Origin of the sequence: Mycobacterium sp. ITM-2016-00316, assembly GCF_002968335.2 — a bacterium.
In the GTDB taxonomy this organism is placed as follows: domain Bacteria; phylum Actinomycetota; class Actinomycetes; order Mycobacteriales; family Mycobacteriaceae; genus Mycobacterium.
Genome location: NZ_CP134398.1, coordinates 5,561,069 through 5,586,529 on the forward strand (window position 1 = coordinate 5,561,069; position 25,461 = coordinate 5,586,529).

The 25,461-nt window shown below is 68.2% G+C and carries 23 protein-coding genes; 18 read left to right on the forward strand and 5 right to left on the reverse strand.

Translation table 11 applies throughout. From position 1 onward, the window contains the following. Positions 1-972, forward strand: a complete 972-nt coding sequence (locus C6A86_RS27000; RefSeq protein WP_105363895.1) for an NAD(P)H-quinone oxidoreductase — start codon at positions 1-3, stop codon at positions 970-972. On the opposite strand, the gene C6A86_RS27005 is transcribed toward C6A86_RS27000, so the two are convergent. After that, a complete protein-coding gene (locus tag C6A86_RS27005; RefSeq protein WP_105363896.1) occupies positions 973-2,169 on the reverse strand; it encodes a cysteine desulfurase-like protein in 1,197 nt (398 codons plus the stop codon). It abuts the gene before it with no gap. Positions 2,170-2,437: 268 nt separating this feature from the next. Between C6A86_RS27005 and C6A86_RS27010 the strand changes: the two genes are divergently transcribed. From C6A86_RS27010 to C6A86_RS27060, 11 genes are all read left to right on the forward strand, one after another. Then, positions 2,438-2,938, forward strand: coding sequence for a bacterial proteasome activator family protein (locus tag C6A86_RS27010; protein WP_105363897.1), 501 nt, complete (start codon positions 2,438-2,440; stop codon positions 2,936-2,938). A gap of 6 nt (positions 2,939-2,944) precedes the next feature. Further along, a complete protein-coding gene (locus tag C6A86_RS27015; protein ID WP_105363898.1) occupies positions 2,945-3,748 on the forward strand; it encodes an ABC transporter ATP-binding protein in 804 nt (267 codons plus the stop codon). Continuing rightward, positions 3,738-4,655, forward strand: a complete 918-nt coding sequence (locus C6A86_RS27020; RefSeq protein ID WP_105363899.1) for a glycosyltransferase — start codon at positions 3,738-3,740, stop codon at positions 4,653-4,655. The genes C6A86_RS27015 and C6A86_RS27020 overlap by 11 nt, the downstream gene beginning before the upstream one ends. Further along, positions 4,652-5,482: an ABC transporter permease gene (locus C6A86_RS27025; protein WP_105363900.1), complete on the forward strand. Its 831-nt coding sequence runs from the start codon at positions 4,652-4,654 to the stop codon at positions 5,480-5,482. The genes C6A86_RS27020 and C6A86_RS27025 overlap by 4 nt, the downstream gene beginning before the upstream one ends. Before the next feature lie 11 nt (positions 5,483-5,493). Continuing rightward, positions 5,494-8,220, forward strand: a complete 2,727-nt coding sequence (locus C6A86_RS27030; RefSeq protein ID WP_105363901.1) for a LuxR family transcriptional regulator — start codon at positions 5,494-5,496, stop codon at positions 8,218-8,220. Positions 8,221-8,271: 51 nt separating this feature from the next. Further along, entirely contained in the window at positions 8,272-9,096 is an 825-nt protein-coding gene (locus C6A86_RS27035; RefSeq protein WP_105363902.1) for an alpha/beta fold hydrolase, read from the forward strand. A gap of 19 nt (positions 9,097-9,115) precedes the next feature. After that, positions 9,116-9,955: an alpha/beta hydrolase gene (locus C6A86_RS27040; protein ID WP_105363903.1), complete on the forward strand. Its 840-nt coding sequence runs from the start codon at positions 9,116-9,118 to the stop codon at positions 9,953-9,955. A 75-nt stretch (positions 9,956-10,030) separates the two neighbouring features. After that, positions 10,031-10,663 carry a hypothetical protein gene (locus C6A86_RS27045; RefSeq protein WP_105363904.1) on the forward strand — a complete coding sequence of 211 codons (633 nt, stop codon included), beginning with the start codon at positions 10,031-10,033 and terminating at the stop codon, positions 10,661-10,663. A gap of 10 nt (positions 10,664-10,673) precedes the next feature. Then, positions 10,674-11,465: an alpha/beta fold hydrolase gene (locus C6A86_RS27050; protein ID WP_233213048.1), complete on the forward strand. Its 792-nt coding sequence runs from the start codon at positions 10,674-10,676 to the stop codon at positions 11,463-11,465. A gap of 10 nt (positions 11,466-11,475) precedes the next feature. After that, a complete protein-coding gene (locus C6A86_RS27055; protein WP_311100940.1) occupies positions 11,476-12,870 on the forward strand; it encodes a DUF222 domain-containing protein in 1,395 nt (464 codons plus the stop codon). A 39-nt stretch (positions 12,871-12,909) separates the two neighbouring features. After that, entirely contained in the window at positions 12,910-13,257 is a 348-nt protein-coding gene (locus C6A86_RS27060) for a zf-TFIIB domain-containing protein (RefSeq protein ID WP_199196403.1), read from the forward strand. Here the strand turns inward: C6A86_RS27060 and C6A86_RS27065 are convergent. From C6A86_RS27065 to C6A86_RS27075, 3 genes are all read right to left on the reverse strand, one after another. Continuing rightward, a complete protein-coding gene (locus C6A86_RS27065) occupies positions 13,254-13,970 on the reverse strand; it encodes a TMEM165/GDT1 family protein (protein ID WP_105365822.1) in 717 nt (238 codons plus the stop codon). The genes C6A86_RS27060 and C6A86_RS27065 overlap by 4 nt on opposite strands. Before the next feature lie 310 nt (positions 13,971-14,280). Further along, positions 14,281-15,006 carry a phosphotransferase family protein gene (locus tag C6A86_RS27070; protein ID WP_105365823.1) on the reverse strand — a complete coding sequence of 242 codons (726 nt, stop codon included), beginning with the start codon at positions 15,004-15,006 and terminating at the stop codon, positions 14,281-14,283. After that, on the reverse strand, positions 14,958-15,428 hold the full coding sequence (locus C6A86_RS27075; RefSeq protein ID WP_105365824.1) for a carboxymuconolactone decarboxylase family protein: 471 nt from the start codon (positions 15,426-15,428) through the stop codon (positions 14,958-14,960). Before C6A86_RS27075 ends, C6A86_RS27070 begins: the two co-directional genes overlap by 49 nt. Before the next feature lie 50 nt (positions 15,429-15,478). On the opposite strand from C6A86_RS27075, the gene C6A86_RS27080 reads away from it, so the two are divergent. Next, entirely contained in the window at positions 15,479-16,894 is a 1,416-nt protein-coding gene (locus tag C6A86_RS27080; protein WP_105365825.1) for a PLP-dependent aminotransferase family protein, read from the forward strand. Here the strand turns inward: C6A86_RS27080 and C6A86_RS27085 are convergent. Further along, entirely contained in the window at positions 16,884-17,507 is a 624-nt protein-coding gene (locus C6A86_RS27085; protein ID WP_105365826.1) for an HD domain-containing protein, read from the reverse strand. The two genes, C6A86_RS27080 and C6A86_RS27085, sit on opposite strands and share 11 nt — an antisense overlap. 30 nt (positions 17,508-17,537) lie before the next feature. On the opposite strand from C6A86_RS27085, the gene C6A86_RS27090 reads away from it, so the two are divergent. Genes C6A86_RS27090 through C6A86_RS27110 form a run of 5 tightly spaced genes read left to right on the forward strand, consistent with a single transcriptional unit; the run spans position 17,538 to position 25,308 of the window. Next, a complete protein-coding gene (locus tag C6A86_RS27090; protein ID WP_105365827.1) occupies positions 17,538-17,948 on the forward strand; it encodes a GtrA family protein in 411 nt (136 codons plus the stop codon). Positions 17,949-17,988: 40 nt separating this feature from the next. After that, on the forward strand, positions 17,989-19,389 hold the full coding sequence (locus C6A86_RS27095; RefSeq protein WP_105365828.1) for an FAD-binding oxidoreductase: 1,401 nt from the start codon (positions 17,989-17,991) through the stop codon (positions 19,387-19,389). A gap of 33 nt (positions 19,390-19,422) precedes the next feature. Then, a complete protein-coding gene (locus tag C6A86_RS27100; protein WP_105365829.1) occupies positions 19,423-20,202 on the forward strand; it encodes a decaprenylphospho-beta-D-erythro-pentofuranosid-2-ulose 2-reductase in 780 nt (259 codons plus the stop codon). 37 nt (positions 20,203-20,239) lie between these two features. Continuing rightward, positions 20,240-22,093, forward strand: coding sequence for a galactan 5-O-arabinofuranosyltransferase (locus tag C6A86_RS27105; protein ID WP_105365830.1), 1,854 nt, complete (start codon positions 20,240-20,242; stop codon positions 22,091-22,093). Then, positions 22,093-25,308, forward strand: coding sequence for an arabinosyltransferase domain-containing protein (locus tag C6A86_RS27110; RefSeq protein WP_105365831.1), 3,216 nt, complete (start codon positions 22,093-22,095; stop codon positions 25,306-25,308). Before C6A86_RS27105 ends, C6A86_RS27110 begins: the two co-directional genes overlap by 1 nt. Positions 25,309-25,461: the final 153 nt, after the last annotated feature.

Sequence of the window (25,461 nt, forward strand, 5' to 3'; positions counted from 1 at the left end):
ATGTGGGCCATAGTTGCGGTTTCAACCGAACGTATGACATGGCAAGAAGTTCCTGACGTCGCAGCTCACGCGGGTGAAGTAGTGATCAAGGTCGCCGCGGCGGGCGTGAATCGCGCCGATCTGCTCCAAGCCGGAGGTAGCTATCCGCCTCCGCCGGGTGCCAGCGACATCCTCGGGCTCGAGGTCTCGGGGACCATCGCCGAGATCGGACCCGGTGTCACTGGCTGGTCGGTGGGCCAAACGGTGTGCGCTTTGCTGGCGGGCGGCGGGTACGCCGAGTACGTCGCGGTGCCCGCCGCACAGTTGCTACCGGTGCCCGACGGCGTCGAACTCGCGGCGGCGGCGGCGCTGCCCGAGGTGGCATGCACGGTCTGGTCCAACATGATGATGACCGCCCGGCTGCGGCCCGGCGGTCTGCTTCTCGTCCACGGCGGCGCCAGCGGAATCGGCACCCACGCCATCCAAGTGGCCCGCGAGCTCGGCACCCGGGTCGCCGTGACCGCGGGATCGGCCGAGAAGCTGGCTGTCTGCGCCGAGCTCGGTGCGCAGATCCTCATCAACTACCGCGACGAGGACTTCGCCGAACGGATCCGTGAGGCAGGCGGCGCCGATGTCATCTTCGACATCATGGGGGCCAAATACCTGAGTCGGAACATCGACGCACTCGCCGACGGCGGACGCCTGGTGATCATCGGTATGCAGGGCGGGATCAAGGCGGAACTGAACATCGCCACGTTGCTCGGCAAGCGCGCCGGGGTCATCGCCACCGCGCTGCGGTCACGACCGGTCGACGGTCCGGACGGCAAGGGCGCGATCGTCGAACAGGTGACCGCCAACGTGTGGCCGCTGGTCGCGGCGGGCAAGGTGCGCCCGATCATCGGAGCGGAACTGCCCGTGCAGGACGCGGCCGAAGCGCACCGGCTGTTGCACGCCGGTGAGGTGACCGGCAAGGTGCTGCTGCGGGTCGGCTGATCAGCCCAGCGAGGCCAGCACCCGCACCAACTGATCGACCTCTGCCGCGGTGGTGTAGTGCGACAGTCCGATCGTCACCGCACCACCGATGTCGTTGACGCCCAGGGCATCCAGCACACGCGAATGTTCGCTGCTACCGACCAGGACCCCGTTGTCGGCCAGTCGCTGGATCACCCGTTCGGCCGGCACACCGTCGACGGCCAGGCTCAGCACCGGGATGCGTTCGCCTGGGCTGCCCAGCACCATCACCAGCGGCAGCGAGCGCAGCGAGGACAGCAGGTAGTTGAACAGCCGATCCAGGTACAGCGCAGCAGACTCCATGGAAACCGACAACCGCTCGCGGCGTGATCCGGAGGCCGACTCGTCCAGATTGGCGAGGTACTCGATGCTGGCCACCACGCCGCCCAGCAAACCGTACTGGTGGATACCGGTCTCCAACCGTGCCGGACCGGTCGCGTACGGATCCAGGGAGACCGAACTGAACTGATCGATGACCGCCGGGTCGCGGAACACCAGCGCGCCGATCGGCGGGCCACCCCAGGCCACCGCATTCAGGGCCACCACATCGGCATCGATGTCGTCGATGTCGATCATCCGGTAGGGCGCCGCGGCGGAATGATCCACGATCACCAGGCCGCTGTTCTCGTGCACGAGTTTGGTCACCGGAGTCAGATCGGTGACGGTGCCCAGCGTCGCCGAGGCCGAGGTGATCGCCACCAGGCGGGTGGGTGCGGTGATCAAGCCCTCCCACTGCCAGGGCGGCAGTTCACCGGTCTCGATGTCGACCTCGGCCCATTTGACCTTGGCGCCGTACCGGTTCGCGGCCCGCAGCCACGGCGCGATGTTCGCCTCGTCGTCCAGCCGGGACAGCACGATCTCGTAGCCCAGGCCCACCCGCACCGATGCGGCGTCGGCCAGCGAGGTCAGCAGCACCGCCCGGTCGGCGCCGAGCACCACGCCCTGGGGATCGGCGCCCACGAAATCGGCGATCGCCTGCCGGGCCGCGGCCAGCACCGTGGCGCTGCGGCGGGCCGACGGGTGCGGGCCCGTCGCGATCGGCTTGGAGCCTCGGAACGCGGTCGACACGGTGGTGGCCACCGAGTCCGGCAGCAGCATCCCGTTCTGCGCGTCGAGGTGCACCCAGCCGTCGCCCAGCGACGGGTGCAGCCCCCGCACCCGGGCAACGTCGTACGCCATGTCAGCCACCTTAGAACGTCCGTGAAACGCACAGACGAACACACATTGGGTAAAGGATCCGGCCGCACCGCACGGTAGGGGCCTTGATCACATCGGCAGCCATACTAATGCAGTGGGCTCGACGTGCGGGGTGCTAATAGCCCTGTTGCTGTTGGATGAGCCCCGCCGGTCCGTCATGCACGACGGACTAGTGTCGCTAGACAGCTCACGGTCGTGGACGAGAATCCACGACAACGGTGCGTCCCGCAGATAAGACGACAGGAAAGCAATGACGATCCCCCCTGACGATGACGACAACGTCGAGATTCTCACCGGTGATCCGGCCGAGACCGGTGCCGGCGACGAAGGCGGTCTGACCGGTCTGGTCGAGCAGCCCGCCAAGGTGATGCGGATCGGCACGATGATCAAGCAGCTGCTGGAAGAGGTGCGCGCGGCACCGCTGGACGAGGCGAGCCGCAGCAAGCTGGCCACCATCCACCGCAGCAGCATCCGCGAGCTCGAGGACGGTCTGGCCCCGGAACTGCGCGAGGAGCTGGAGCGGCTGACCCTGCCGTTCAGTGACGACGCCGTGCCCACCGACGGTGAGCTGCGCATCGCGCAGGCCCAGCTGGTCGGCTGGCTCGAAGGTCTGTTCCACGGCATCCAGACCGCGCTGTTCGCCCAGCAGATGGCCGCCCGCGCGCAGTTGGAGCAGATGCGCCAGCTACCGCCGGGAGCAGCACCGGGCCACCGCGGTCCGGGACATCCGGGCACCGGGCAGTACCTGTAGCCGCCCGTGTCGAACAGTCCGTTCATCTCCACCGAGAACGCCTGGGTGGAGTTCCCGATCTTCGATGCCAAGTCGCGGTCGCTGAAAAAGGCGTTCCTCGGTAAGGCCGGCGGCACCATCGGCCGCAACGAATCCAACGTCGTCGTCATCGAGGCGCTGCGCGACATCACCATGTCCCTGCAGATGGGTGACCGGGTCGGGCTCGTCGGGCACAACGGTGCGGGTAAGTCGACACTGCTGCGGTTGCTGTCGGGCATCTACGAACCCACCCGCGGATCGGCCACGGTACGGGGTCGGGTGGCGCCGGTGTTCGACCTCGGCGTCGGCATGGACCCGGAGATCTCCGGTTTCGAGAACATCATCATCCGCGGGCTGTTCCTCGGGCAGACCCGAAAGCAGATGCTGGCCAAGGTCGACGAGATCGCCGACTTCACCGAACTGGGCGACTACCTGTCCATGCCGCTACGCACCTACTCCACCGGTATGCGGGTGCGGTTGGCCATGGGCGTGGTCACCAGCATCGACCCGGAGATCCTGCTGCTCGACGAGGGGATCGGTGCGGTCGACGCGGAGTTCATGAAGAAGGCCCGCACCCGGCTGCAGAGCCTGGTCGCCCGCTCCGGAATCCTGGTGTTCGCCAGCCATTCCAACGAGTTCCTGGCCCAGCTGTGCAAGACCGCCATGTGGGTCGATCACGGCACCATCAAAATGACCGGCGGAATCGAAGAGGTCGTCGGCGCCTACGAGGGTCCCGACGCGGCCCGGCATGTGCGCGAGGTGCTGGCCGAGAATGCGCGTGATGACGCCTGATTCCGTGATCGCGGTCATCGTGACCCACCGCCGTGTCGAGGCCCTCGCAGTCTCCTTGCAGGCGGTGAGCGGCCAGACCCGCCCGCCCGACCATCTCATCGTGGTCGACAACGACGACGATCCGCGGGTGCGCGAGCTGGTGGACTCCCAACCGGTGCCGTCGACCTATCTCGGGTCACGCCGAAACCTCGGTGGCGCAGGAGGTTTCGCGCTCGGCATGCTGCATGCTCTCGCCCTCGGCGCGGACTGGGTGTGGCTGGCCGACGATGACGGCAGACCCGCTGATTCTTCGGTGTTGCAGACTCTCTTGGCTTGCGCGGCAAAGCACTCGCTGGCCGAGGTGTCGCCGATGGTGTGCGATCTCGATGACCCGACGCGCCTGGCGTTCCCGCTGCGGCGCGGCATCGCGTGGCGGCGGCACGTCGCGGAACTGAAGGTCGACGGCTCCGACGACCTGCTGCCCGGGATCGCGTCGCTGTTCAACGGTGCGCTGTTCACCGCGGCGGCGCTGGAATCCGTCGGCGTACCGGACCTGCGACTGTTCATCCGTGGTGACGAGACCGATGTGCACCGCCGCCTGGTGCAGTCCGGGCTGCCGTTCGGCACCTGCCTGGATGCGGCCTACCTGCACCCGCACGGCGCCGACGAGTTCAAGCCGATCCTCGGCGGGCGCATGCACACCCAGTACCCCGATGACGCTGCCAAGCGCTTCTTCACCTATCGCAATCGCGGATACCTGCAGGCGCAGCGCGGTCTGCGGCGGCTGGTCCCGCAGGAATGGGTGCGCTTCGGCTGGTTCTTCCTGGTGACACGCCGCGATCCGGCCGGGCTGCGGGAGTGGTTGCGGCTGCGGCGGTTGGGCAGGCAGGAGAAGTTCGAAAGGTTTCAGAGGAGCAGCACCCCATGACTTTCGTCGACGCAGCAGCCAACTCCAAGACGTTCGCCCGCGCCTGGGGCGATATGGCGTCCGGGTTCGGCAAGCGCGAACTGTGGCTGCACCTGGGCTGGCAGGACATCAAGCAGCGCTACCGCCGATCGGTGCTCGGCCCGTTCTGGATCACCATCGCCACCGGCACCATGGCCGTCGCGCTGGGCGGTCTGTACTCCAAGCTGTTCAAACTCGAACTTTCCGAGCACCTGCCCTACGTCACCCTGGGCCTGATCATCTGGAACCTGATCAATGCCGCCATCATCGAGGGCGCCGACGTGTTCGTCGCCAACGAGGGCCTGATCAAACAACTTCCGACACCGTTGAGCGTGCACGTCTACCGGCTGGTGTGGCGGCAGGTGATCCTGTTCGCGCACAACATCATCATCTTCGTGGTGATCGCGATCATCTTCCCGCAACCGTGGAAGTGGACCGACCTGGCGTTCATCCCGGCGCTGTTCCTGATCGTGCTCAACTGTGTCTGGGTGGCCCTGGTTTTCGGCATCCTGGCCACCCGGTACCGGGATATCAGCCCGCTGCTGTTCAGCCTGGTGCAGCTGCTGTTCTACATGACGCCGATCATCTGGAACGACCAGACGCTGCGCGATCAGGGCGCCGGCGGCTGGGCGAAGATCATCGAGTTCAACCCGCTGCTGCACTATGTCGACATCGTCCGGGCGCCGCTGCTGGGCGCCGATCAGGAACTGCGGCACTGGATTGTCGTGCTGGTCTGCACGGCGCTCGGCTGGATCGCCGCCGCGTTCGCGATGCGTCAGTACCGAGCGCGCGTGCCGTACTGGGTGTAAGCACAACAGGTGTGTCCCACGCTGATCTCGTCGGCCGCACCGACGAGTCGCGCGCACTGCGCGCCCTACTGACCCGGGCCCGTAACGGTCTCAGCGAGTCCATCGTGCTGCGCGGGGACCCCGGGATCGGCAAGACCGCACTACTGAACAGTGTCACCGCCCAGCTCACCGATATCGACGTCATCCGCTGTGACGGTTTCGAGGCGGAGCTGACGATGCCCTACGCGGCCCTGCACCGGGTCGGCCGGCCGCTGCTGGAGCACCTGTCCGCTCTGCCGGAACGCCAGCAGCAGGCGCTGGCGGTGGCCTGGGGCGCCGACGGTCCCGCACCCGACCGGTACCTGGTCGGGCTGGGAATCCTCGGGCTCTTCGCCGCGGCGGCCTCGGTGCGGCCGCTGGTGTGCGTGATCGACGATGCGCAGTGGCTGGATTCGGAGTCCCGCGATGTGCTGGCATTCGTCGCGCGGCGACTGCAGGCGGAGTCGACGGTGCTGCTGTTCGCATCCCGAGACAATTCCGATGCCGACGCCCAGCTGGCCGGAATTCCCGTGCTGCAGCTTGAGGGGCTGGACGCGCCTTCAGCGGTACAGCTATTGACCACCACTTCACCCGACGTGGTCGACCCACATGCGGCGGCACAGATCGCCAACGCGACGGGCGGAAATCCGCTGGCGCTGCTCGATCTCGCGCGGGAGTTGAGTACCCGACGGCTCAGTGAGTTCTCCGTGTCGGCGGCTCCGGTGCCGATCAGCAGGCAGCTGGAGGAGCACTACCTGCGGCGCGTCCGCGACATGCCCGCCGACGTGCAGACCTGGCTGCTGCTGGCCGCCGCCGAGCCCACCGGGCACGCCGAGTTGATCGCCGCGGCCGCGGCCGACCTCGGACTTCCCGACGGCTGCGGCGCCGCGGCAGAACGCGCACGCCTGGTGCGCAACGACACCACGATCGTGTTCCGGCACCCGCTGGTCCGGTCCGCCGTCCACGGTGCTGCGGCCGGGGAACCACGCCGACGGGTCGAGAGCGCGCTGGCACGTCAAGCCGAACGACTGCAGCTCACCGAACTCGCCGCGTGGCACGCGGCCGAGGCGACCCTGTCCACGGACACCGCAGTCGCCGACCGCCTGGAGGCCGTGGCCGACACCGCCCGCCGCCGCGGCGGACTCGCATCGCAGGCCAACCTGCTGGCCCGAGCGGCCGACCTGACACCGCGCGGAAGGCTACGCAACGCCAGGCTGGTGTCGGCCGCCGAGATCGCCTCCGACGTCGGTGCCGCGCAGCTGTCGGGCCAGCTGCTGGAACGCCTCGACGAGATGTACCTGGACGACGTGCAACGCGGCCGCATCATCATGCTCCGCAGTGCACTGGCGATGTTCACCGCCGACCCGGTCGGCACCGTGCACGCACCCCGCGATCTGCTGCGCGCCGCCGAAGAGTTCCACACGTCGGCACCGGACCGTGAACAACGCGCGCTGCTGCGTGCGTTCGACTTGTCGCTGGCGACCGAACTCCTGATGCAGGGAACCACGCTGGTCGAGATCGGTCAGCGCCTGGCCGACGGCGCCGCGACCGCCGACGGACTGTCCCGCACCCTGCTGTCGGCGCTCAGCGCGCACATCCTGGACCCGTACCCGGACGCCGTCCCGCTGATGCGGGCAGCGCTCGACGGACTCTTCGCATTGGACGACACCGACCTACCGCAGTACGGGTTCTCCGGAATCGCGCTTGCCGTCGCGCTTTTCGACAGTGCTGCGGGCGTCGAGTACCTGAGCCGGCTCGCGCGCATCGCGTCGGAATCCGGTGCGCTCCGCGACCTCGACGCGGTGCTGTGGGTCCGCACCCTGTTCGAGATCGGCCGAGGTGACCCGGCGGCATCCGGTGCGCACATCGAGCAGGTCCGCGAGATCCGTCGTGCGATCGGCTACGACTCGGAGAACGTCATCAACGTCTCCCATCTCATCTGGACCGGCCTGCCGCGTGCCGATGCCGAGATGATCGCCGCGGCCACCCGTGCGATGGGATTCGGCGGCGTCGAGCATGCCGCGAAGGCGGCGCTGGCGACCCGGGACATCGCCGACGGGCGGTACGCCGAGGCCTACGGACAACTGCGGGACATGCTCGCGACGCCGTTTCTGCAGCCGAGCTATCTGCAACTCCCCGACTTCGTCGAGGCCGCGGTGCGCAGCGACAGGCGGGCCGAAGCGGTGGAGACCACCGCGCGGCTGACGACGATGGCGGCGGCGAGTGGCACCGCCTGGTTGGGTGGCCTCGATCAGCGCTGCCGGGCACTGGTCGCCGCGGACACCGAGGCCGAGGAGCACTACCTGCGGGCCATCGAATTACTCTGCGCGGCAGACGTTCCCGCGGACCTGGGCCGCGCACACCTGCTCTACGGCGAATGGCTGCGCCGGTTGAGGCGCCGCCGGGACGCCCGCGAGCAACTGCAACACGCCATCGACATCTTCGACCGCATCGAGGCCCCCTCGTTCGGTGAGCGGGCCCGCGCCGAGCTGTCCGCGACCGGGGTCAAGGTCCGCACCCGCCACGTGGTCGGCGGTGTCGAGCTGTCCTCCCAGGAGGCGGCCGTCGCCCAGATGGCGGCCACGGGCAAGACCAACGCAGAGATCGGCACCGCACTGTTCATCAGCGCCAACACCGTCGACTATCACCTGCGGAAGGTGTTCGGAAAGCTCGCCATCTCCTCACGTCGCCAACTCGGCGAGCACTTCGGCCAGTCCTGACTACGCGCGGCGCGTGGTCCGGCAGCGGGCCACCCCCGTCACTGTGAGTCCATGCCGTTCGTCACGACCGAAGACGGCGCCCAGATCTTCTACAAGGATTGGGGTGTCGAGGGCAGCCCGGTGCTGCTCAGCCACGGCTGGCCGCTGAACGCCGACGCCTGGGAGGCCGCGGCGCTGTTCCTGGCCGGCAACGGCCACCGGGCGATCGCCCATGACCGACGTGGGCACGGCCGCTCCACACAGACCTGGCACGGCAACGAGATGGACACCTACGCCGACGATCTGGCTGTCCTCATCGATGCGCTCGACCTGCGGGACCTGACGCTGGTCGGGCATTCCACCGGGGGCGGGGAGGTCGTCCGCTACATCGGCAGGCACGGGACAACCCGGGTGGCGAAACTGGTGCTGGTCGGGGCGGTCCCACCGCTGATGCTGCAGGGACCCGACAACCCCGACGGACTGCCGGTCACCGTGTTCGACGACATCCGGGCCGGCGAGGCAGGCGACCGGTCCCAGCTCTACCGCGATCTGGCCGACGGACCGTTCTTTGGGCACAACCGCGATCACCCGGTGTCCCAGGGTGTTCGAGATGCGTTCTGGGCGCAGAGCATGTCCTGCGGGCACCGCGGTGCGTACGAATGCATCGCCGCCTTCTCCGCCACCGACTTCCGCGCCGACCTGGCCGCGGTAGACGTGCCGACCCTCGTCATCCACGGCAGTGACGATCAGATCGTGCCGCTGCATGTCGGGGGGCGCCGCACGGCCGGGCTGATCGACGGCGCCGAACTGAAGGTGTACGACGGCCGCCCGCACGGCCTGCCCGATACCGACCGCGACCGCCTACACCACGATCTCCTCGAATTCATCGACAGCTGAACTCCGAAAGGGAAACATCATGAGCGAGAACGCCACCCCCTGCGACACCATCGTGCTCGTCCACGGACTGTGGATGACACCGCGAAGCTGGGAGGGCTGGAAAGCACACTACGAAGCCAAGGGTTACCGGGTGCTGACACCGGCGTACCCGGGTTTCGAGATCGAGGTCGAGGCACTGCGCGAGAACCCCGATGTGATCGCCAAGCTGACTGTGCCCGAAACCGTCGACCACCTGGCGAGCGTCATCGAATCCGTCGAGGTGCCGCCGATCATCATGGGGCATTCGTTCGGCGGCACCCTCACCCAGCTGTTGCTGGCCCGCGGGCTGGGCGCGGCTGCCGTCGTCGTCGACTCCGCACCCACGGAAGGGGTCCGGGTCAATCCGCTCTCCCAGGTGAAGTCGTTGTTCCCGGCGCTGAAGAACCCGGCCAACATTCACAAGGCCGTCGGATTCACCCAGGAGGAGTTCCACTACGCGTTCACCAACACGCTGTCCCGGGAGGACTCGGATGCGGCTTGGGAGCGTTATGCCATTGCCGCGCCGGGCAGTTGGGTGTGGCACTACGGGCTGATCGCGAACTTCCAGCCCGGGCACCAGGAGACCTGGGTCGATTACCAGGCCGACCGGGCACCGCTGCTGTTCATCGGCGGCGAAAAGGACCACATCATGCCGCCCTCGGTCAACAAGTCCAATGCCAAGCATTACGCCAAGTCGCCTGCAGTCACCGAGTATTACGAGTTCGCCGGCCGGGACCACTGGACCTGCGCGGCCCCTGGGTGGGAAGCGGTCGCCGACCATGCACTGGACTGGGCGCTGGCCTATGCCGATACCAGCCCGCGGGGCCGGCATACCGTCTGAGGGATTCGCGGGTGTCACCCGGTGGTCATCTGGATGCCACCGGGGAGTCGGATGTAGCGCGTTCAATGGCCTTTCATGACCGACACCGTCACCCCTGAGAACACCGCGAACACCGCTGCCCCCGCCCCGGACAGCTTCATCGATGCCGAGATCGTCCCGGTGGTCGACGACGCCGCCGAGGTGGAGGCCGACATCCGCCGACGCGCCCTCGCCATCCGCGAAGCACTGGAACGGCAACTCGGCGCCGGCCAGGGCCTGAGCGAGGAGCTCTTGGGCGCCGCCACCGATGCGGGCGTCGCGGTTGTGGAGTCCCCGGCCAGAGTGATCGCCGCGGTCCGCGGTGGCGCCACCCTGCCCGCCGCCTTCGGTGAGACCGGCGACACCGTCGGGGATTCCGTTGCCGCGGCGGGCAGCCGGATCCGCACCGCCGTCGGCGAGTACGTCGGCCGCCAAGCGGTACTGCCGAACGCCGTGATCGTCGGAGCGGCCGAAGTGGCCGGTGCGCTGGTGCGCGCTCAGGGCGAACTGGCGTCCTGCGCCGTGGACGGGGCGTTCGCGGTGGCCACCACCGCCAGCCACCGTGGCGACGTCCGCGACGCCATCGATCGCGAATGGAGCGAATTCAATGCCACCGCCGTCGAACTGCGCGACACGGTCGAGGCCCGCATTTCGGTGGCCCGGCAATCGATCCGGGACGCCATCGCTTAACGTGCCCCTCGTGGGCATCGAACTGACTTCCCCGGACGGCACCGAACTCGTCGCCGAGGTGACGGGCTCGGGCCCTCCGGTCGTATTCGTGCACGGTTCCAACGGCGGCCTGGAGTCGTGGGCCGATATCGGCGCACGGCTCACGGGCTATCAGGTGGTGCGCTACGCGCGGCGCAATCATCAACCCAGCGGGGTCGGCCCTGCGCCGAACAGCTTCACGGTCGAGGCCGACGACCTGCAGACGGTGCTCGGCTCCGTCGGCCCGGCCCATGTGGTGGGCGGATCCTACGGCGCGACGGTGGCGCTGCACGCCGCACGGGCCAACACGGATCGGATCGCGTCGCTGGCGTTGTTCGAGCCACCGATACTGCTCTCGGGTGCACACCTGATGCCGGTGATCGAGCAGTACCAAAGGCTTTTCACCACGGTGCGATACGCCGACGCGCTAGAACTGTTCCTGCGTGAGGCCGCCCGGATACCGGCCGAGGTGCTTGCGGACGGGCCTCCGATTCCCGACGATCCGGTGGCGGCGATGGCCGCACTCGCCGATCTGGAGGCGATGGCCGACGATGGCACCGACACCGCGCGGTGGGCAGACATCGGTGTGCCGGTTCTGCTGATGCAGGGCGGACAGAGCTGGTCTCCACTCCCTGAGGGCATGGACCTGCTGGCCGCCGCGTTGCCGCATGCCGAGCGAGTGACGTGGCCCGACCAGTCCCACTTCGCCACCGCGACCGTGCCTGATCTGGTGGCGGCAGCGCTGCAGACGTTCTTCGATTCACGTGTCGGTGGGTCGACGTAGAATCGCACACATGTTCGAAGATCGGGGTGCTACTGCTCACCTCGATGCTGCGCGCGATCAGCTGCGCGCCGAGCGGATGGCCGTGGCCTGCAAGGTGATCGAGGCCGGCCGGTTCGCGCTGGCCAGGATGGCCGAGCTGGGGCACGCGTTCGAGGACCTCATCGTCGATGACTGGGAACTGGCCGCCGCCGAACTGGGTGCCGAACTCGGGATCAGCCGCGGCCGGGCCTGCACCCTGATCACCCAGGGCCGCGACCTGCTCACCCGGCTGCCAAGATTGGCCGACATCTTGGCCACCGGCACCGTGGACCTTCGCGTCCTGCGCGTCATCCTGCACCGCACCGCCCTGATCACCGATCCCGACGTCCTGTCGGTCCTCGACACGCAGCTGGCCCAGGCGGCACCGGCATGGAACGCGCGCTCGGATGAGCGCATCACCGAACTGGTGGACTGGATGGTCCTCGACATCGATCCCGAGGCCGTGCGCCGCGCCCGCGCATCGCGGCGTGCGCGCGCCATTACGGTCGAACCCGTCGGGGACGGGATGGTCGAGATCCACGGCCGCGTCGATGCCGCCAAGGGCGCGGTCTTCGATCAGCGCCTCGATGAACTGGCCCGTACCACCTGCCCCGATGACCCCCGCACCTTCGATGAGCGCCGTGCCGATGCCATCGACCTACCGGCCCTGGGTGCGACCGCGTTGCCGTGTGAGTGCGGCAACGACACCTGCGCGGCCGCCTGTACCGAGGCACCCACCGGCCATATCGTTCTTCACCTGCATGGTGACCGTGACACTGTCGAGGGCCGCTCGGATCGTCCGGCCCTGCTGCCCGGGTATGGGCCGATTCCGGCCGAGCAGGTCCGCAGGATGGCCCCGCGGGCCGAGGTTCGGCCGGTGCCGGCGGCGGCCGATCTGGGCACCGAACGCGGCTACCAGCCATCACGCACGCTCGCCGAGTTCATCGCCTGCCGTGATCTGACGTGTCGCTGGCCCGGCTGCAACGTCCCGGTTGCGCGCTGCGATATCGACCACACCACGCCGTGGCCCTACGGGCCGACCCATCCGTCCAACACGAAGCTGTATTGCCGGATCCATCACTTGATCAAGACTTTTCACTGCGGCCCGCAGGGTTGGCGCGATCAGCAGCATCCCGACGGGACCATCACGATCACCGCACCCAACGGCCGGGTGTACACCACCAAACCCGACGGCGCCCTGTTCTTCCCCCAGTTCGCGGTGCGCACGGCTGAACTGGGGCCGATCACGATGCCGCCGCCGAGCCCGCATCGCGAACTCGCCGCCCCCCAACGCACCCGCACCCGCGCACAGAACCTCGCCTACCGGATAGCGCATGAGCGGGCGCTGAACCGCGCCGATATCGAGGCCAACCCACCGCCCTTCTAGCTCGCGGCACTTCAGCGGCGGTTCATGCGTTGTGCACATATGAGCATTCCGCCATATGAGCCGCCGAAGCCCGCCAACCCCTTTCCCGGCGGTGTGGGCAACACCCTGCTGTGCCCGAAGTGTGCGGGGGTGATGAAGACCTATGAGCGCAACGGCATCCATCTGGAGCAGTGCGACTCCTGCCGCGGGATCTTCCTGGACTTCGGCGAGCTCGAGTCGCTGACCCAGATGGAGAACCGGTTCGTACAGTCGGCTCCACCGCCACCGCCGCAACACGGCTACGGATCGGGTTACGGCCCGGACCCCGGCTTCGGACCCGGCTGGGGCCATCGCGGTAACAAGCACTACCGCAAGCAGGGCTTCGGCCGGCTGTTCTTCTCCAGCTAAGGCTGCGCGACCGCCGGCTCGGCGTCGGCCGGAGCCGTCTTCAACACCGCGGGACGGTACCGCTGCGGCAAGGCGCGCAGGCCCAGCGCGAAGAGTGCCAGGACGGCGGCGGTGCCCATGGCGACCGCCCAGAACGGCATGCTCGCGAACACGTTCTCCAGCAGCATGAACACGCCGAACAACAGGAACAACGCGGCCGCGCCGAGCTGGATGACGCGCTCCGGAAGATGCTTACCCGCCACCGCGCCCACGATGATCGCCAGGCCGTCGGCGACCACCATGCCCAGCGTCGATCCGATCCAGACGCCCAGCCAGTCGTTGTCGGCGGCCAGCGTGATGGTGGCGAGCATGGTCTTGTCACCGAGTTCGGCCAGGAAGAATGCCGAGGTGACCACGAAGAACGCGATACCGGACGCGCGCTGCACCCGGCTCTTCTCCTCATCGCTGAGGCTGTCCCCGCGCAGCGTCCACAGTCCGAAGAAGACGAACATGGCGCCGGCGATGATGCCGAGCAGATGCCCGGGCAGGGCGGCACCCAGGTAGTGACCCATGGCAACGGAGAGCACGTGCACCAGCGTCGTCGCGGCGGTGATCGCACCAAGCACGACCCACCAGCGGTAGCGCAGCGCGAATGTCATCGCCACGAGCTGAGTCTTGTCACCCAACTCGGCGATGAAGATGACTGCGAAGCTCAACAGGAGCGCGGAGATCACGGACAACCCCTCGATCAGTGGCTTCCGAGGGGGATCAAAAAGATGCCTCCGGCCAGAAACCAATACGGTCTACTACGGCCGAAGGTCTCGCCCACCGGCGTAGATGCCGGTTCGGTGACCGGGCTTCGCGGGTACCGCTGGGCCAGTGTGTCGATCAACCGATTTGGGGGCTACTCCCCTTCGCGCTCCAAGCTTGACACACCGCGGCCGGTATCGCAAACCCACGTCAGTGAAAGCTGTTACGTATCAATAGTTTTCACTTACCCATAGTGAAAGTTCGAACTATCGAACAATTCTGTTCCGGTGCCGGTCAGCTCATCCGCGCACAGGCCGCAACCAGCAGCTCATCATCGGGATGATTGGCCGCCGCGGTGATCACGGCGGCGCGGGCGAAGGGATCCAGCGCCGGCCACGGATCGCCGTCGGGCAGCGCCGGTCCGCCGGCGCGGCGGTACCCGTCCAGAAAGGCATGCCAGTCGGCGTCCGGCACCATGCCCGCGGCCCAAAATCCCGCCGGCCGCGATAGATCCCAGCGCGCGTCTCCGGCGCCCAGATCATCGAGATCGATGAGCACCCACCGCCCTCCGTGGCGGCCGAGCTGCCCCAGATGAAAGTCACCGTGGGCCAGGCGCACCGGCCCGGTGGGGAACTCGAGGCGGTCCGCCGCGCGGCGGATGACATCGGCAACCGGGTCCGCGTCCAGCCTGGCCAGCGCCCGAGCCAACCGCGCGGGCGCACCGTGTGGAACTGCGAAGTCACCCAACGGTTCCCGATGCAGCCGGGCGAGCAACGCGCCGGCCTGCGCCCATGGCAGCCCCACCGGGTCCTGCGCGACCATCTCGATTCTCGGCCAACGGGTCAACCACCGATCGCCCACCGCTTCGGGTTCCGTGCTGACCGGGGACAACAGCTCCGGGCACCGCACAGCGACCCGCAGGCGTTCACGCAGCGCCTGCGGGTCGGTATCCGGTGGGTGGAGTTTGGCGACTAGCGACGGGGCGCCGGCATCCGGGTGGCGACGTTGAACCGGTTCCATGCATTGATGGTGACGGCCATCGCGATCACCTGCGCCAGTTCTTTCTCACTGAATACCGCGGCGGCCTTGGCGTAGACCTCGTCGGAGACGTGGCCGTGGTGCAGCTCGGTGATGGCCTCGGTGAGTTCCAGGGCGGCCCGCTCCTGCTCGGTGAACAGGTTGCCGGCCTCCTCCCACGCCGCGATGAGCGCCAGCCGCTGCTCGGTCTCGCCCTGCTTGCGCGCGTCGGCGACGTGCATGTCCAGGCAGAACGCGCAGTGGTTGATCTGCGAGGCGCGGATCTTGATGAGCTCACCGATGGCCGGGTCGATATCCTTGGCCGACGCGGTGGACAGCTTCATCATGGCGTCGTAGAGCTCCGGGGACACCTTGTAGATGTTGAGCCTGTCCAGGGCGGTGGGGTTCTCCAATGTCTGTGTCATGACGCCAACGCTATCCGGCCAAAGACCCGCTTACATGGTTCAATTTTGCGGTGACTTCATGGGCCAATTCTGGTGCCCGGGATCTGCACCTGGAACTGCGGCAGGCCATCGTTCCCGGTGCGCGCGGCGCACGGGACGCACTGGTCGAGGCCCTGCGGGCCACCATCCGATCCGGCCGCCTGGCTCCCGCGGCGATGCTGCCGCCGTCGCGCAGCCTGGCCACCGACCTCGGATTGGCCCGCAACACCGTCGCCGAGGCCTACGCCGAGCTGGTCGCCGAGGGCTGGCTGGCGTCGCGGCAGGGCGCGGGTACCTGGGTGGTCAACTCGCGGGGCAACCCACTGCCACCGCGGCCACGCGGTGTCACCGGTATCCCGACCCACAATCTGATGCCGGGCTCCCCCGATGTCTCCCAGTTCCCCCGCAACGCCTGGCTGGCGTCGACCAAACGCGCGCTGACCACCGCACCCAACGAGGCACTACGAATGGGTGACCCGTTGGGCCGCATCGAATTACGGGTTGCGCTCACCGAGTACCTGGGACGGGTCCGCGGTGTACGCACCAGCCCGGACGACATCGTCATCTGCGCGGGCACCCGGCACGCCGTCGAGATCCTGGCCCGAGTGCTGGGCGGCCCCGACAAACCCATCGCCGTCGAGGCCTACGGGCTGCACCTGTTCCGGGAGGCGCTGGCCGCCCAGGGCGTGCGCACCTTGCCCGTCAACGTCGATGACGACGGTGCGGTGATCACCGGCCTGGAGGGCACCGAAGCCGCCGCCGCCCTGCTCACCCCGGCGCATCATTTCCCGCACGGCGTCCCGTTGCACCCAGGCCGACGAAAGGCAGTGCTGGACTGGGCACATCGCACCGACGGGTACCTGCTCGAGGACGATTACGACGGCGAGTTCCGCTACGACCGCCAGCCCATCGGCTCCGTGCAGGGTCTCGACCCGGATCGGGTGGTGTACCTGGGTTCGGCCAGCAAGAGCCTGTCCCCGGTACTGCGGCTGGGCTGGATGGTGCTGCCCGCGGAACTGGTCGACAAGGTGGTTGCGGCGCTGGGCGGCCAACAGTTCTACGTCAACGCCCTGGCGCAGCTCACCATGGCCGACTTCATCGCAAACGGCGCCTACGACAAGCACATCCGCCGAATGCGCGCGACCTATCGGCGCCGCCGCGATCTGCTTGCCCGAGCGCTGCAGCCCTACGATGTCGGCGTCCGCGGACTGTCGGCGGGTCTGCATCTGCAGTTGACGCTGCCCGAGGGCACCGAGGCCGAGGTGATGCGGCGCGCCGGTGAAGCGGGTATCGCCCTGTCCGGGCTACGGCTGCTGCGACATCCCGACGCCGGCCCCGATATCCCCGGCGCCGACGGCGTGGTGGTCAGCTTCGGCACCCCGGCCGACCACGCCTTCGGCGCGGCGGTCGACGCGTTGTGCCGGGTGCTGGACGGTCTCAGTCGCTGAGGGTGCGCAGTTCCGAGGACAGATTCCGCCGGGCCGCGTCCTCCCACAGCCGCCGCGCGTCCGCTGTGCGGTACAGCGCCGGAGCCGCCAGCAGCGCCTCGATGACGCGGGCACGCCCGGCCCGGAAGTCGTCATCGGAGACGTGGCTGTACTCGGCGCGCACCTTGGCGGTGTTGCTGCGGTAGTCCTCGGGCGCCAGCGCCAGCACCGCCAGGTCCGCATCCGAGAGCACCTGCCCGTTGCGGTCCGCGGGCCCCGGATCGTGCTCGACGGTCAGTCGCACCAACCGGGCCACCTCGGCCACCAGTCCGGCAGGCAGCCCCAGGCTGCCCAGATCGGTCTCGGCCAGTCGCGCGCTGTTCTCCTCGTCATCGGGGGCGCCCGCATAGACCGCGTCGTGATACCAGGCCGCCAGCCGCACCGCATCCGGATCCTCGGCGAATCCGGCCAGGTCATCGACGGCGGCCAGGACACCCAACAGGTGGGCCACATCGTGGTAGCGGCGGTGCGGTTCGGACCAGCGGGCCAGCAGCGCAGCGCCCACGGCGGCGATATCCGGCGACGCGCTGTGGCGCGCGAGGAGTGCACGCCACTCGTCGAGCAGATCGGTCACCCGCCCATTCTCGCCCCGTATGCTGCCCGCGTGACCGACACCCCGGATAACGCTCCCCTGAGCCTCAAAACCCAGGCGGTCCGTTTCATCGTCACCGGTGGTCTGTCGGCGGTCGTCGACTTCGGGCTCTACATCCTGCTGCTGAAGCTCGGTCTGCACGTCAACGTGGCCAAGACGCTCAGTTTCATCGCCGGTACCACCACCGCGTACCTGATCAACCGGCGCTGGACCTTCCAGGCCGCACCCAGCCGGGCCCGGTTCCTCGCGGTGATGGCGCTCTACGCGCTGACCTACGCCGTTCAGGTCGGCATCAATTACCTGTTCTACCTGCAGTTCGCCGGGCAGTCGTGGCAGGTCCCGGCCGCATTCGTCATCGCGCAGGGCACCGCGACGGTGATCAACTTCGTGGTGCAGAGGGCCGTGATATTCCGGCTGAGGTGAATCTGCTCCGGTATCCCGACCGGTATCGTCTGCCACTGATATGTCTACCGACCTTCCCCTGACTCCCCGATCCCTCACCGGGTTCGGCCAGACTGCGCCCAGCGTGGCGCAGGTGCTGTCCACCCCCGATGTCGAGGTGATCGCTGCCGCCGTCCGGCAGGTGGCCGATGCCTCACCGGCCAGTCCGTCCTACCTGCGGCGCGGCATCGTGGCCCGCGGCCTGGGCCGGTCCTACGGTGACCACGCCTGCAACGGCGGCGGCATCGTCGTCGACATGACCCGGCTCAACCGCATCCACTCGCTGTCCTCGGAGACCGCGATCGCCGATGTGGACGCCGGGGTCAGCCTCGACCAGCTGATGAAGACCGCGCTGCCGTTCGGTCTCTGGGTCCCGGTGCTCCCGGGCACCCGGCAGGTGACCGTCGGCGGCGCAATCGGCTCGGACATCCACGGCAAGAACCACCACAGCGCCGGGAGCTTCGGCAACCATGTGCTGTCGCTGGACCTGTTGATGGCCGACGGCGAGGTCCGCACGCTCACCCCGGACGGCCCGGACAACCAGCTGTTCTGGGCCACGATCGGCGGAAACGGCTTGACCGGAATCGTGATCCGCGCCCGGATCGCCATGACCCGCACCGAGACCGCGTACTTCATCGCCGACGGTATCGCCACCGCCGATCTCGACGAAACCGTGGCGGTGCACCAGGATGGCAGCGAGGACAACTACACGTACTCCAGCGCCTGGTTCGACCTGATCAACCCGCCGCCGAAGCTGGGCCGCGCGGCCGTCAGCCGGGGCAGCCTGGCCAAGCTGGATCAGCTGCCGCCGAAGCTGGCCGCGAACCCGTTGCAGTTCACCGCACCGAAACTGCCTGCGGTGCCCAACCTTTTCCCCGTCGGTGTGATGAACAAGCTGTCGCTGGGACTGGTCGGAGAGGCGTTCTACCGGGTCAGCGGCAACTACCAGAACAAGATCGTCAATCTGACCCAGTTCTACCACATGCTCGACATCACCACCGGTTGGCAAAAAGCCTACGGCCCAGCAGGTTTCGCGCAGCACCAGTTCCTCGTGCCGCCGAACGCGCTGGAGGACTTCAAGGCCATCATCCGGTGGATCCAGACTCAGGGCCATTACTCGGCGCTGAATGTGTTCAAACTGTTCGGCCCGGGCAACAAGGCACCGTTGAGCTTTCCGATGGCAGGCTGGAACGTGGCCATGGACTTCCCGAACAAGCCGGGTGTCAACGAGTTCCTCAACGAACTGGACAGCCGCGTCATGGAATTCGGTGGACGTGTCTACACCGCCAAGGATTCCCGGGTCAGCGCGGAGAACTTCCACAAGATGTACCCCCGAGTGGACGAATGGATCGCTGTGCGCCGCAAGGCGGATCCACAAGGCGTCTTCGCCTCGGACATGGCCCGTCGTCTTGAACTGCTCTAGCCTCGAATTGCTCCAGAAAGGCCATACCTGCACATGATCGACGCCACCGGTAACCCGCAGACCATCCTGCTGCTGGGCGGAACGTCCGAGATCGCCTTGGCCATCGCCGAGCGGTACCTGCGCAATGCGAAAGCCCGGATCATCCTGGCCGACCTGCCCGGTGCCCCCAAGAAGGACGCCGCGATCGCGCAGCTGCAGGCCGCCGGCGCCAAGTCGGTCGAGTACCTGGACTTCGATGCCCTGGACACCGCATCCCATCCCGCCGTCATCGAAAAGGCCTGGGCAAACGGCGATGTCGACGTCGCCGTGGTGGCCTTCGGGGTTCTGGGTGACGCCGAGGAGCTGTGGCAGAACCAGGCCAAGGCGGTACTGACCGCGCAGATCAACTACGTCGCTGCGGTATCGGTCGGCGTACTGATCGCCGAGTTGCTGCGGGCGCAGGGCTTCGGACAGATCATCGCGATGTCCTCGGTGGCCGGTGAGCGGGTGCGCCGCTCCAACTTCGTGTACGGCTCGACCAAGGCCGGCCTGGACGGCTTCTACCTCGGCCTCGGCGAGGCGCTGCGGGAGTTCGGGGTCAAGGTGCTGGTGATCCGCCCCGGCCAGGTGCGCACCACCACCACGCTGGAGCACTGGAAGGCCACCGGCGCCAAGGAAGCACCCTTCACCGTCGACAAGGAGGACGTCGCCGAACTGGCCGTCACCTCGGCGGCCAAGGGTAAGGACCTGGTGTGGGCACCGGGCCAGGTTCGGGTGCTGATGTCGGTACTGCGACACATCCCGCGGCCGATCTTCCGCAAGCTGCCCTTCTGATGGTTCGCCGGAGGGGGAGAGCGAAGCGACCCGGGAAATGATCCTCAGGACCGTCGGCCAGATGGTGGCCGCGGCCGTCACGGCCGCGCTCCTCACCGTCGTCGCCCTGGTGGCGATCGCCCGCGTCGAGTGGCCCGCCTACAACTCGTCCAACCAGCTGCACGCGCTCACCACAGTGGGCCAGTTCGCCTGCCTGGCCGGCATTTTCGCCGCCGGCGCTTTGTGGCGCCACGGCCGCCGCCTGCTGGCGCGGATCGCCGCGGTGGTCTTCCTGTCGGCGTTCTCGGTGGTCACCCTGGCGATGCCGCTCGGCGCCACCCGGCTGTACCTGTTCGGCATCTCGGTGGATCAGCAGTTCCGCACCGAGTACCTGACCAGACTGGCCGACAGTCCCGCACTGCACGATATGACCTACATCGACCTGCCGCCGTTCTATCCGGCGGGCTGGTTCTGGATCGGCGGTCGGCTCGCCGATCTGACCGGCATGCCCGCCTGGGAGATGTTCAAGCCGTGGGCGATCATCTCGATCACCGCCGCGATCGCGGTCGCTCTGGTGCTGTGGTCGGCGATGCTGCGTTTCGAGATCGCGCTCGCGGTGTCCACCGCCACCGCGGCGGTGACGCTGGCCTACACGTCGGCCGAGCCGTACGCCGCCGTCATCACCGTGCTGCTGCCACCGATCTTCGTGCTGGCGTGGTCGGGGCTCACGCGCACCGACAAAACCCCCTGGGGCGCCGTCATCGGCGTCGGGCTCTTCCTCGGCATGGCCGCGCTGTTCTACACCCTGCTGCTGGGCTATGCGGCGTTCACCGTCACCCTGATGGCGCTGCTGCTGGCAATCTCGCGGCGCAGCATCGCGCCGCTGCTCCGGCTGACGGTCATGGGTGCCATCGCCGGCGCGCTGGCGCTCATCACCTGGGGCCCCTACCTGCTGGCCGCGGCCCGCGGGGAACCCGCCGACACCGGCACCGCCCAGCACTACCTGCCCATCGACGGCGCCGAGCTGACCTTCCCGATGCTGGACTTCACCCTGCTGGGCGCGCTGTGCATGCTCGGCACCATCTGGCTGGTCGTGTATGCCCGCACCTCGACCCGCGCCGGCGGCCTGGCGATCGGGGTGCTGGCCGTCTACGCCTGGTCGCTGCTGTCCATGCTGACCACGCTGGTCGGCACCACCCTGTTGTCCTTCCGCCTGCAGCCCACGCTGTCGGTGCTGCTGGCCGCCGCGGGCACCTTCGGGTTCATCTGGGTGGCCCAGGCCGTCATGGCCCGCTACCAGCACCCGGGCCGGCACGTGGTGGCGATCGCCGCCACCATCGGCGCCATCGGGGCGGTCACCTTCAGCCAGGACATCCCCGACGTGCTGCGCGCCGACATCAACGTCGCCTACACCGACACCGACGGCTACGGAGAGCGCGCCGACCGGCGCCCGCCCGGCGCGGAGCAGTACTACCGCGCACTCGACGAGCGGATTCTGCAGGTGACCGGCGTGCCGCGCACCGAGACCGTCGTGATGACCGCGGACTACAGCTTCCTGTCCTACTACCCGTACTACGGCTTCCAGGGCCTCACCTCGCACTACGCAAACCCGTTGGCGCAGTTCGAGGCCCGCTCGGCGGCCATCGAGAGCTGGGCGCTGCTCGGCACGCCCGAGGAGTTCATCACCGCGTTGGACCAGCTGCCCTGGCAGGCACCCACGGTGTTCCTGATGCGCCGCGGCGGTCCGGACAGCTACACGCTGCGGCTGGCCACCGACGTCTATCCGAATCAGCCGAACGTCAAGCGGTATCAGGTCGAGCTGAATGCGGCGCTGTTCGATGATCCGCGCTGGGACGTGTCCACCGACGGTCCGTTCGTTCTGGCCATCCGTAAACCGCAGGCGGGTGGTTGATGGCCGGACAACTAGCATCTAGCTCCGTGAACGACGCGCCGGCCAATCACCGCACCACCAGACTGGTCGCTGTCGTCGCCGGGTTGCTCGGGACGATCCTGGCCATCGCCACCCCGTTCCTGCCCGTCACCGAGACCACCGCCACGCTGAACTGGCCGCAGAACGGGACGCTGGACAGCGTCGACGCACCGCTGATCGGCTATGTCGCGACCGACCTGAACATCACCATCCCGTGCGCCGCGGCCGCCGAACTCACCGGTACGCGCAACGTGCTGTTGTCCACGGTGCCCAAGCAGGCGCCCAAGGCCGTCGACCGCGGGCTGCTCATCGAGCGGGTCAACAACGAGCTGCTGGTCATCGTGCGCAACACCCCGGTGGTCAGCGCACCGCTGAGTGAGGTGCTCAGCCCGGCCTGCCGCGAACTGACGTTCACCGCGCACGCGGACACGGTGACCGGCGAGTTCGTCGGCCTGACCGCCGGGCCCGATGACGAGAATCCGGGTGAGCCGCTGCGCGGCGAACGCGGCGGCTACGACTTCCGCCCGCAGATCGTCGGCGTGTACACCGACCTCGCCGGCCCGGCGCCGCCCGGCCTGGAACTCTCCGCGACCATCGACACCCGGTACAGCAGCTCGCCCACGCTTCTCAAGACGCTGGTGATGGTGCTGGGTGTGGTGATGACGATCGCGGCGCTGGTCGCGCTGCACCGCCTCGACGTCGCCGACGGCATGCGGCACCGCCGTTTCCTGCCGCAGCGCTGGTGGTCGCTGACCAAGCTCGACGCACTGGTGGCCGCGCTGCTGGTGTGGTGGCATTTCGTCGGCGCCAACACCGCCGACGACGGCTACATCCTGACCATGGCCCGGGTCTCCGAGCACGCCGGCTACATGGCCAACTACTACCGCTGGTTCGGCACCCCGGAGGCGCCGTTCGGCTGGTACTACGACCTGCTCGCGCTGTGGGCCCAGGTGTCCACCGCCAGCATCTGGGTGCGGCTGCCCACCCTGGTGATGGGCCTGGCCTGCTGGTGGATCATCAGCCGCGAGGTGATCCCGCGGCTCGGGGCGGCGGTCAAGAAGAGCCGGCCCGCGGCCTGGACCGCGGCCGCGATGTTCCTGGCGTTCTGGCTGCCGCTGAACAACGGCCTGCGACCCGAGCCGATCATCGCCGTCGGCATCCTGCTGACCTGGTGCTCGGTGGAGCGCGGCGTGGCGACCAGCCGGCTGCTGCCGGTGGCGGTGGCCATCATCATCGGGGCGCTGACCCTGTTCTCCGGGCCCACCGGCATCGCCGCGGTCGGTGCGCTGCTGGTCGCCGTCGGCCCGCTGAGAACGATTGTGGCCGCCCATGTCTCACGCTTCGGCTACGCCGCGCTGCTGGCGCCCATCGCCGCCGCGGGCACCGTCACCGTCTTCTTGATCTTCCGGGACCAGACGTTGGTCAGCGAGCTGCAGGCCAGCTCGTTCAAGTCCACCATCGGGCCCAGCCTGGCCTGGTTCGACGAACACATCCGCTACTCCCGGTTGTTCACCACCAGCCCCGACGGTTCGGTGGCCCGGCGTTTTGCGGTGCTCACCCTGCTGCTGGCCGTGGCCATCGCGGTGGCGATGACGCTGCGCAAGGGGCGCATTCCCGGCACCGCGATCGGACCCGCCCAGCGCATGATCGGGATCACCGTCATCTCGTTCCTGTCGCTGATGTTCACCCCCACCAAGTGGACGCATCACTTCGGTGTGTTCGCCGGCCTGGCGGGCTCGTTGGGCGCGCTGGCAGCGGTGGCCATCGCCGCGACGGCCATGACGTCCAAACGCAACCGCACCGTGGTCACCGCCGTGGTGTTGTTCGTGACCGCTCTGTCGTTCGCCACCGTGAACGGCTGGTGGTACGTGTCGAACTTCGGCGTCCCGTGGTCGAACGAGTTCCCGGAGTGGAAGTTCGGGTTCACCACGATGCTGCTGGGTCTGTCGGTGCTGGCCCTGCTGGTGGCGGCCTGGCTGCATTTCGCCGGCGGCGAGGACCGGGAGCGGCCCTGGACCCGGTTCACCGGCGCACCGCTGGCCGTCGTGACGTGGGCGGTGGTGCTGTTCCAGGTGATCTCACTGACGCTGGCGGTCGCGGCGCAGTACCCGGCGTGGTCGGTCGGGCGTTCCAATCTGGATGCGTTGCGCGGCAAGACCTGTGGGCTGGCCACCGATGTGATGGTCGAGCAGGACCCGAACGTCGGGATGCTCACCCCGATCGACGAGCCGGTCGGCGAGGCGCTGGGCGCGGGCACCGCGCAGAATTTCCGTCCCGACGGGATTCCGTCCGACATCTCCGCGGACTCGGTGTCCGAGCAGCCCGGCTCCAGTAATTTCGCCGACTCCGAGGGCAGCGACGAGTCCGGCAGTGAGCCCGGTACCGAGGGCGGTACCACCGTCGCGGCCGGCGTGAACGGGTCGCAGGCCCGCCTGCCCTACAACCTCGACCCGGCCCGTACCCCGGTGCTGGGCAGTTGGCGGGCCGGGCCCCAGGCGCCTGCGACGCTGCGTTCGGCCTGGTACCGGCTGCCCCCGAGTGGTGAGCGCGGTCCGCTGTTGGTGGTGTCGGCGGCCGGGCGCTTCGATGCCGGCGAGGTCCTGGTGCAGTGGGCCACCGAGGAGCAGGCCGCCGACGGAAAGCCCGGTGGGACCATCGGTTTCGCCGATGTCGGGGCCGTGCCCGCGTGGCGCAATCTGCGCGCCCCGATGTCCGCGATCCCCGAGCAGGCCACCCGGGTGCGTCTGGTGGCCTCCGATGACGACCTGTCTCCCCAGCACTGGATCGCCGTCACTCCGCCGCGCATCCCGGAATTGCGCAGCCTGCAGGATGTCGTCGGGTCCACCGATCCGGTCATGCTGGACTGGCTTGTCGGACTTGCCTTCCCGTGTCAGCGACCGTTCTTCCACCGCTACGGCGTCACCGAGGTGCCCAAGTGGCGCATCCTGCCGGACCGGTTCGGGGCCGAGGCCAACTCGCCGGTGATGGACTACCTGGGTGGCGGGCCGCTGGGCATCACCGAGTTGCTGCTGCGCGCGATCCCGGTGCCGACGTACCTGGAGGGCGACTGGTTCCGTGATTGGGGTTCCCTGCAGCAACTTCGGCAGTTCTACCCGAACGCGAAGACCGCGGAACTGGAACTCGGCACCGCCACCCGCAGCGGGTTGTGGAGTCCGGCAGCCCTGCGTCCGTCCTAGCCTGCGGCCCAGCTAGCGGCGATCTACCAGGTTTCAGCCTCGTGGCACCGTCGCCCTCTCGACTGACACCAGGTACGAATCGGGGCGTCCGGACGTACCTCATGTCAGCCGGGCAGTCAGATCAACGACGAGACTGAAATCAGGTAGACCCGC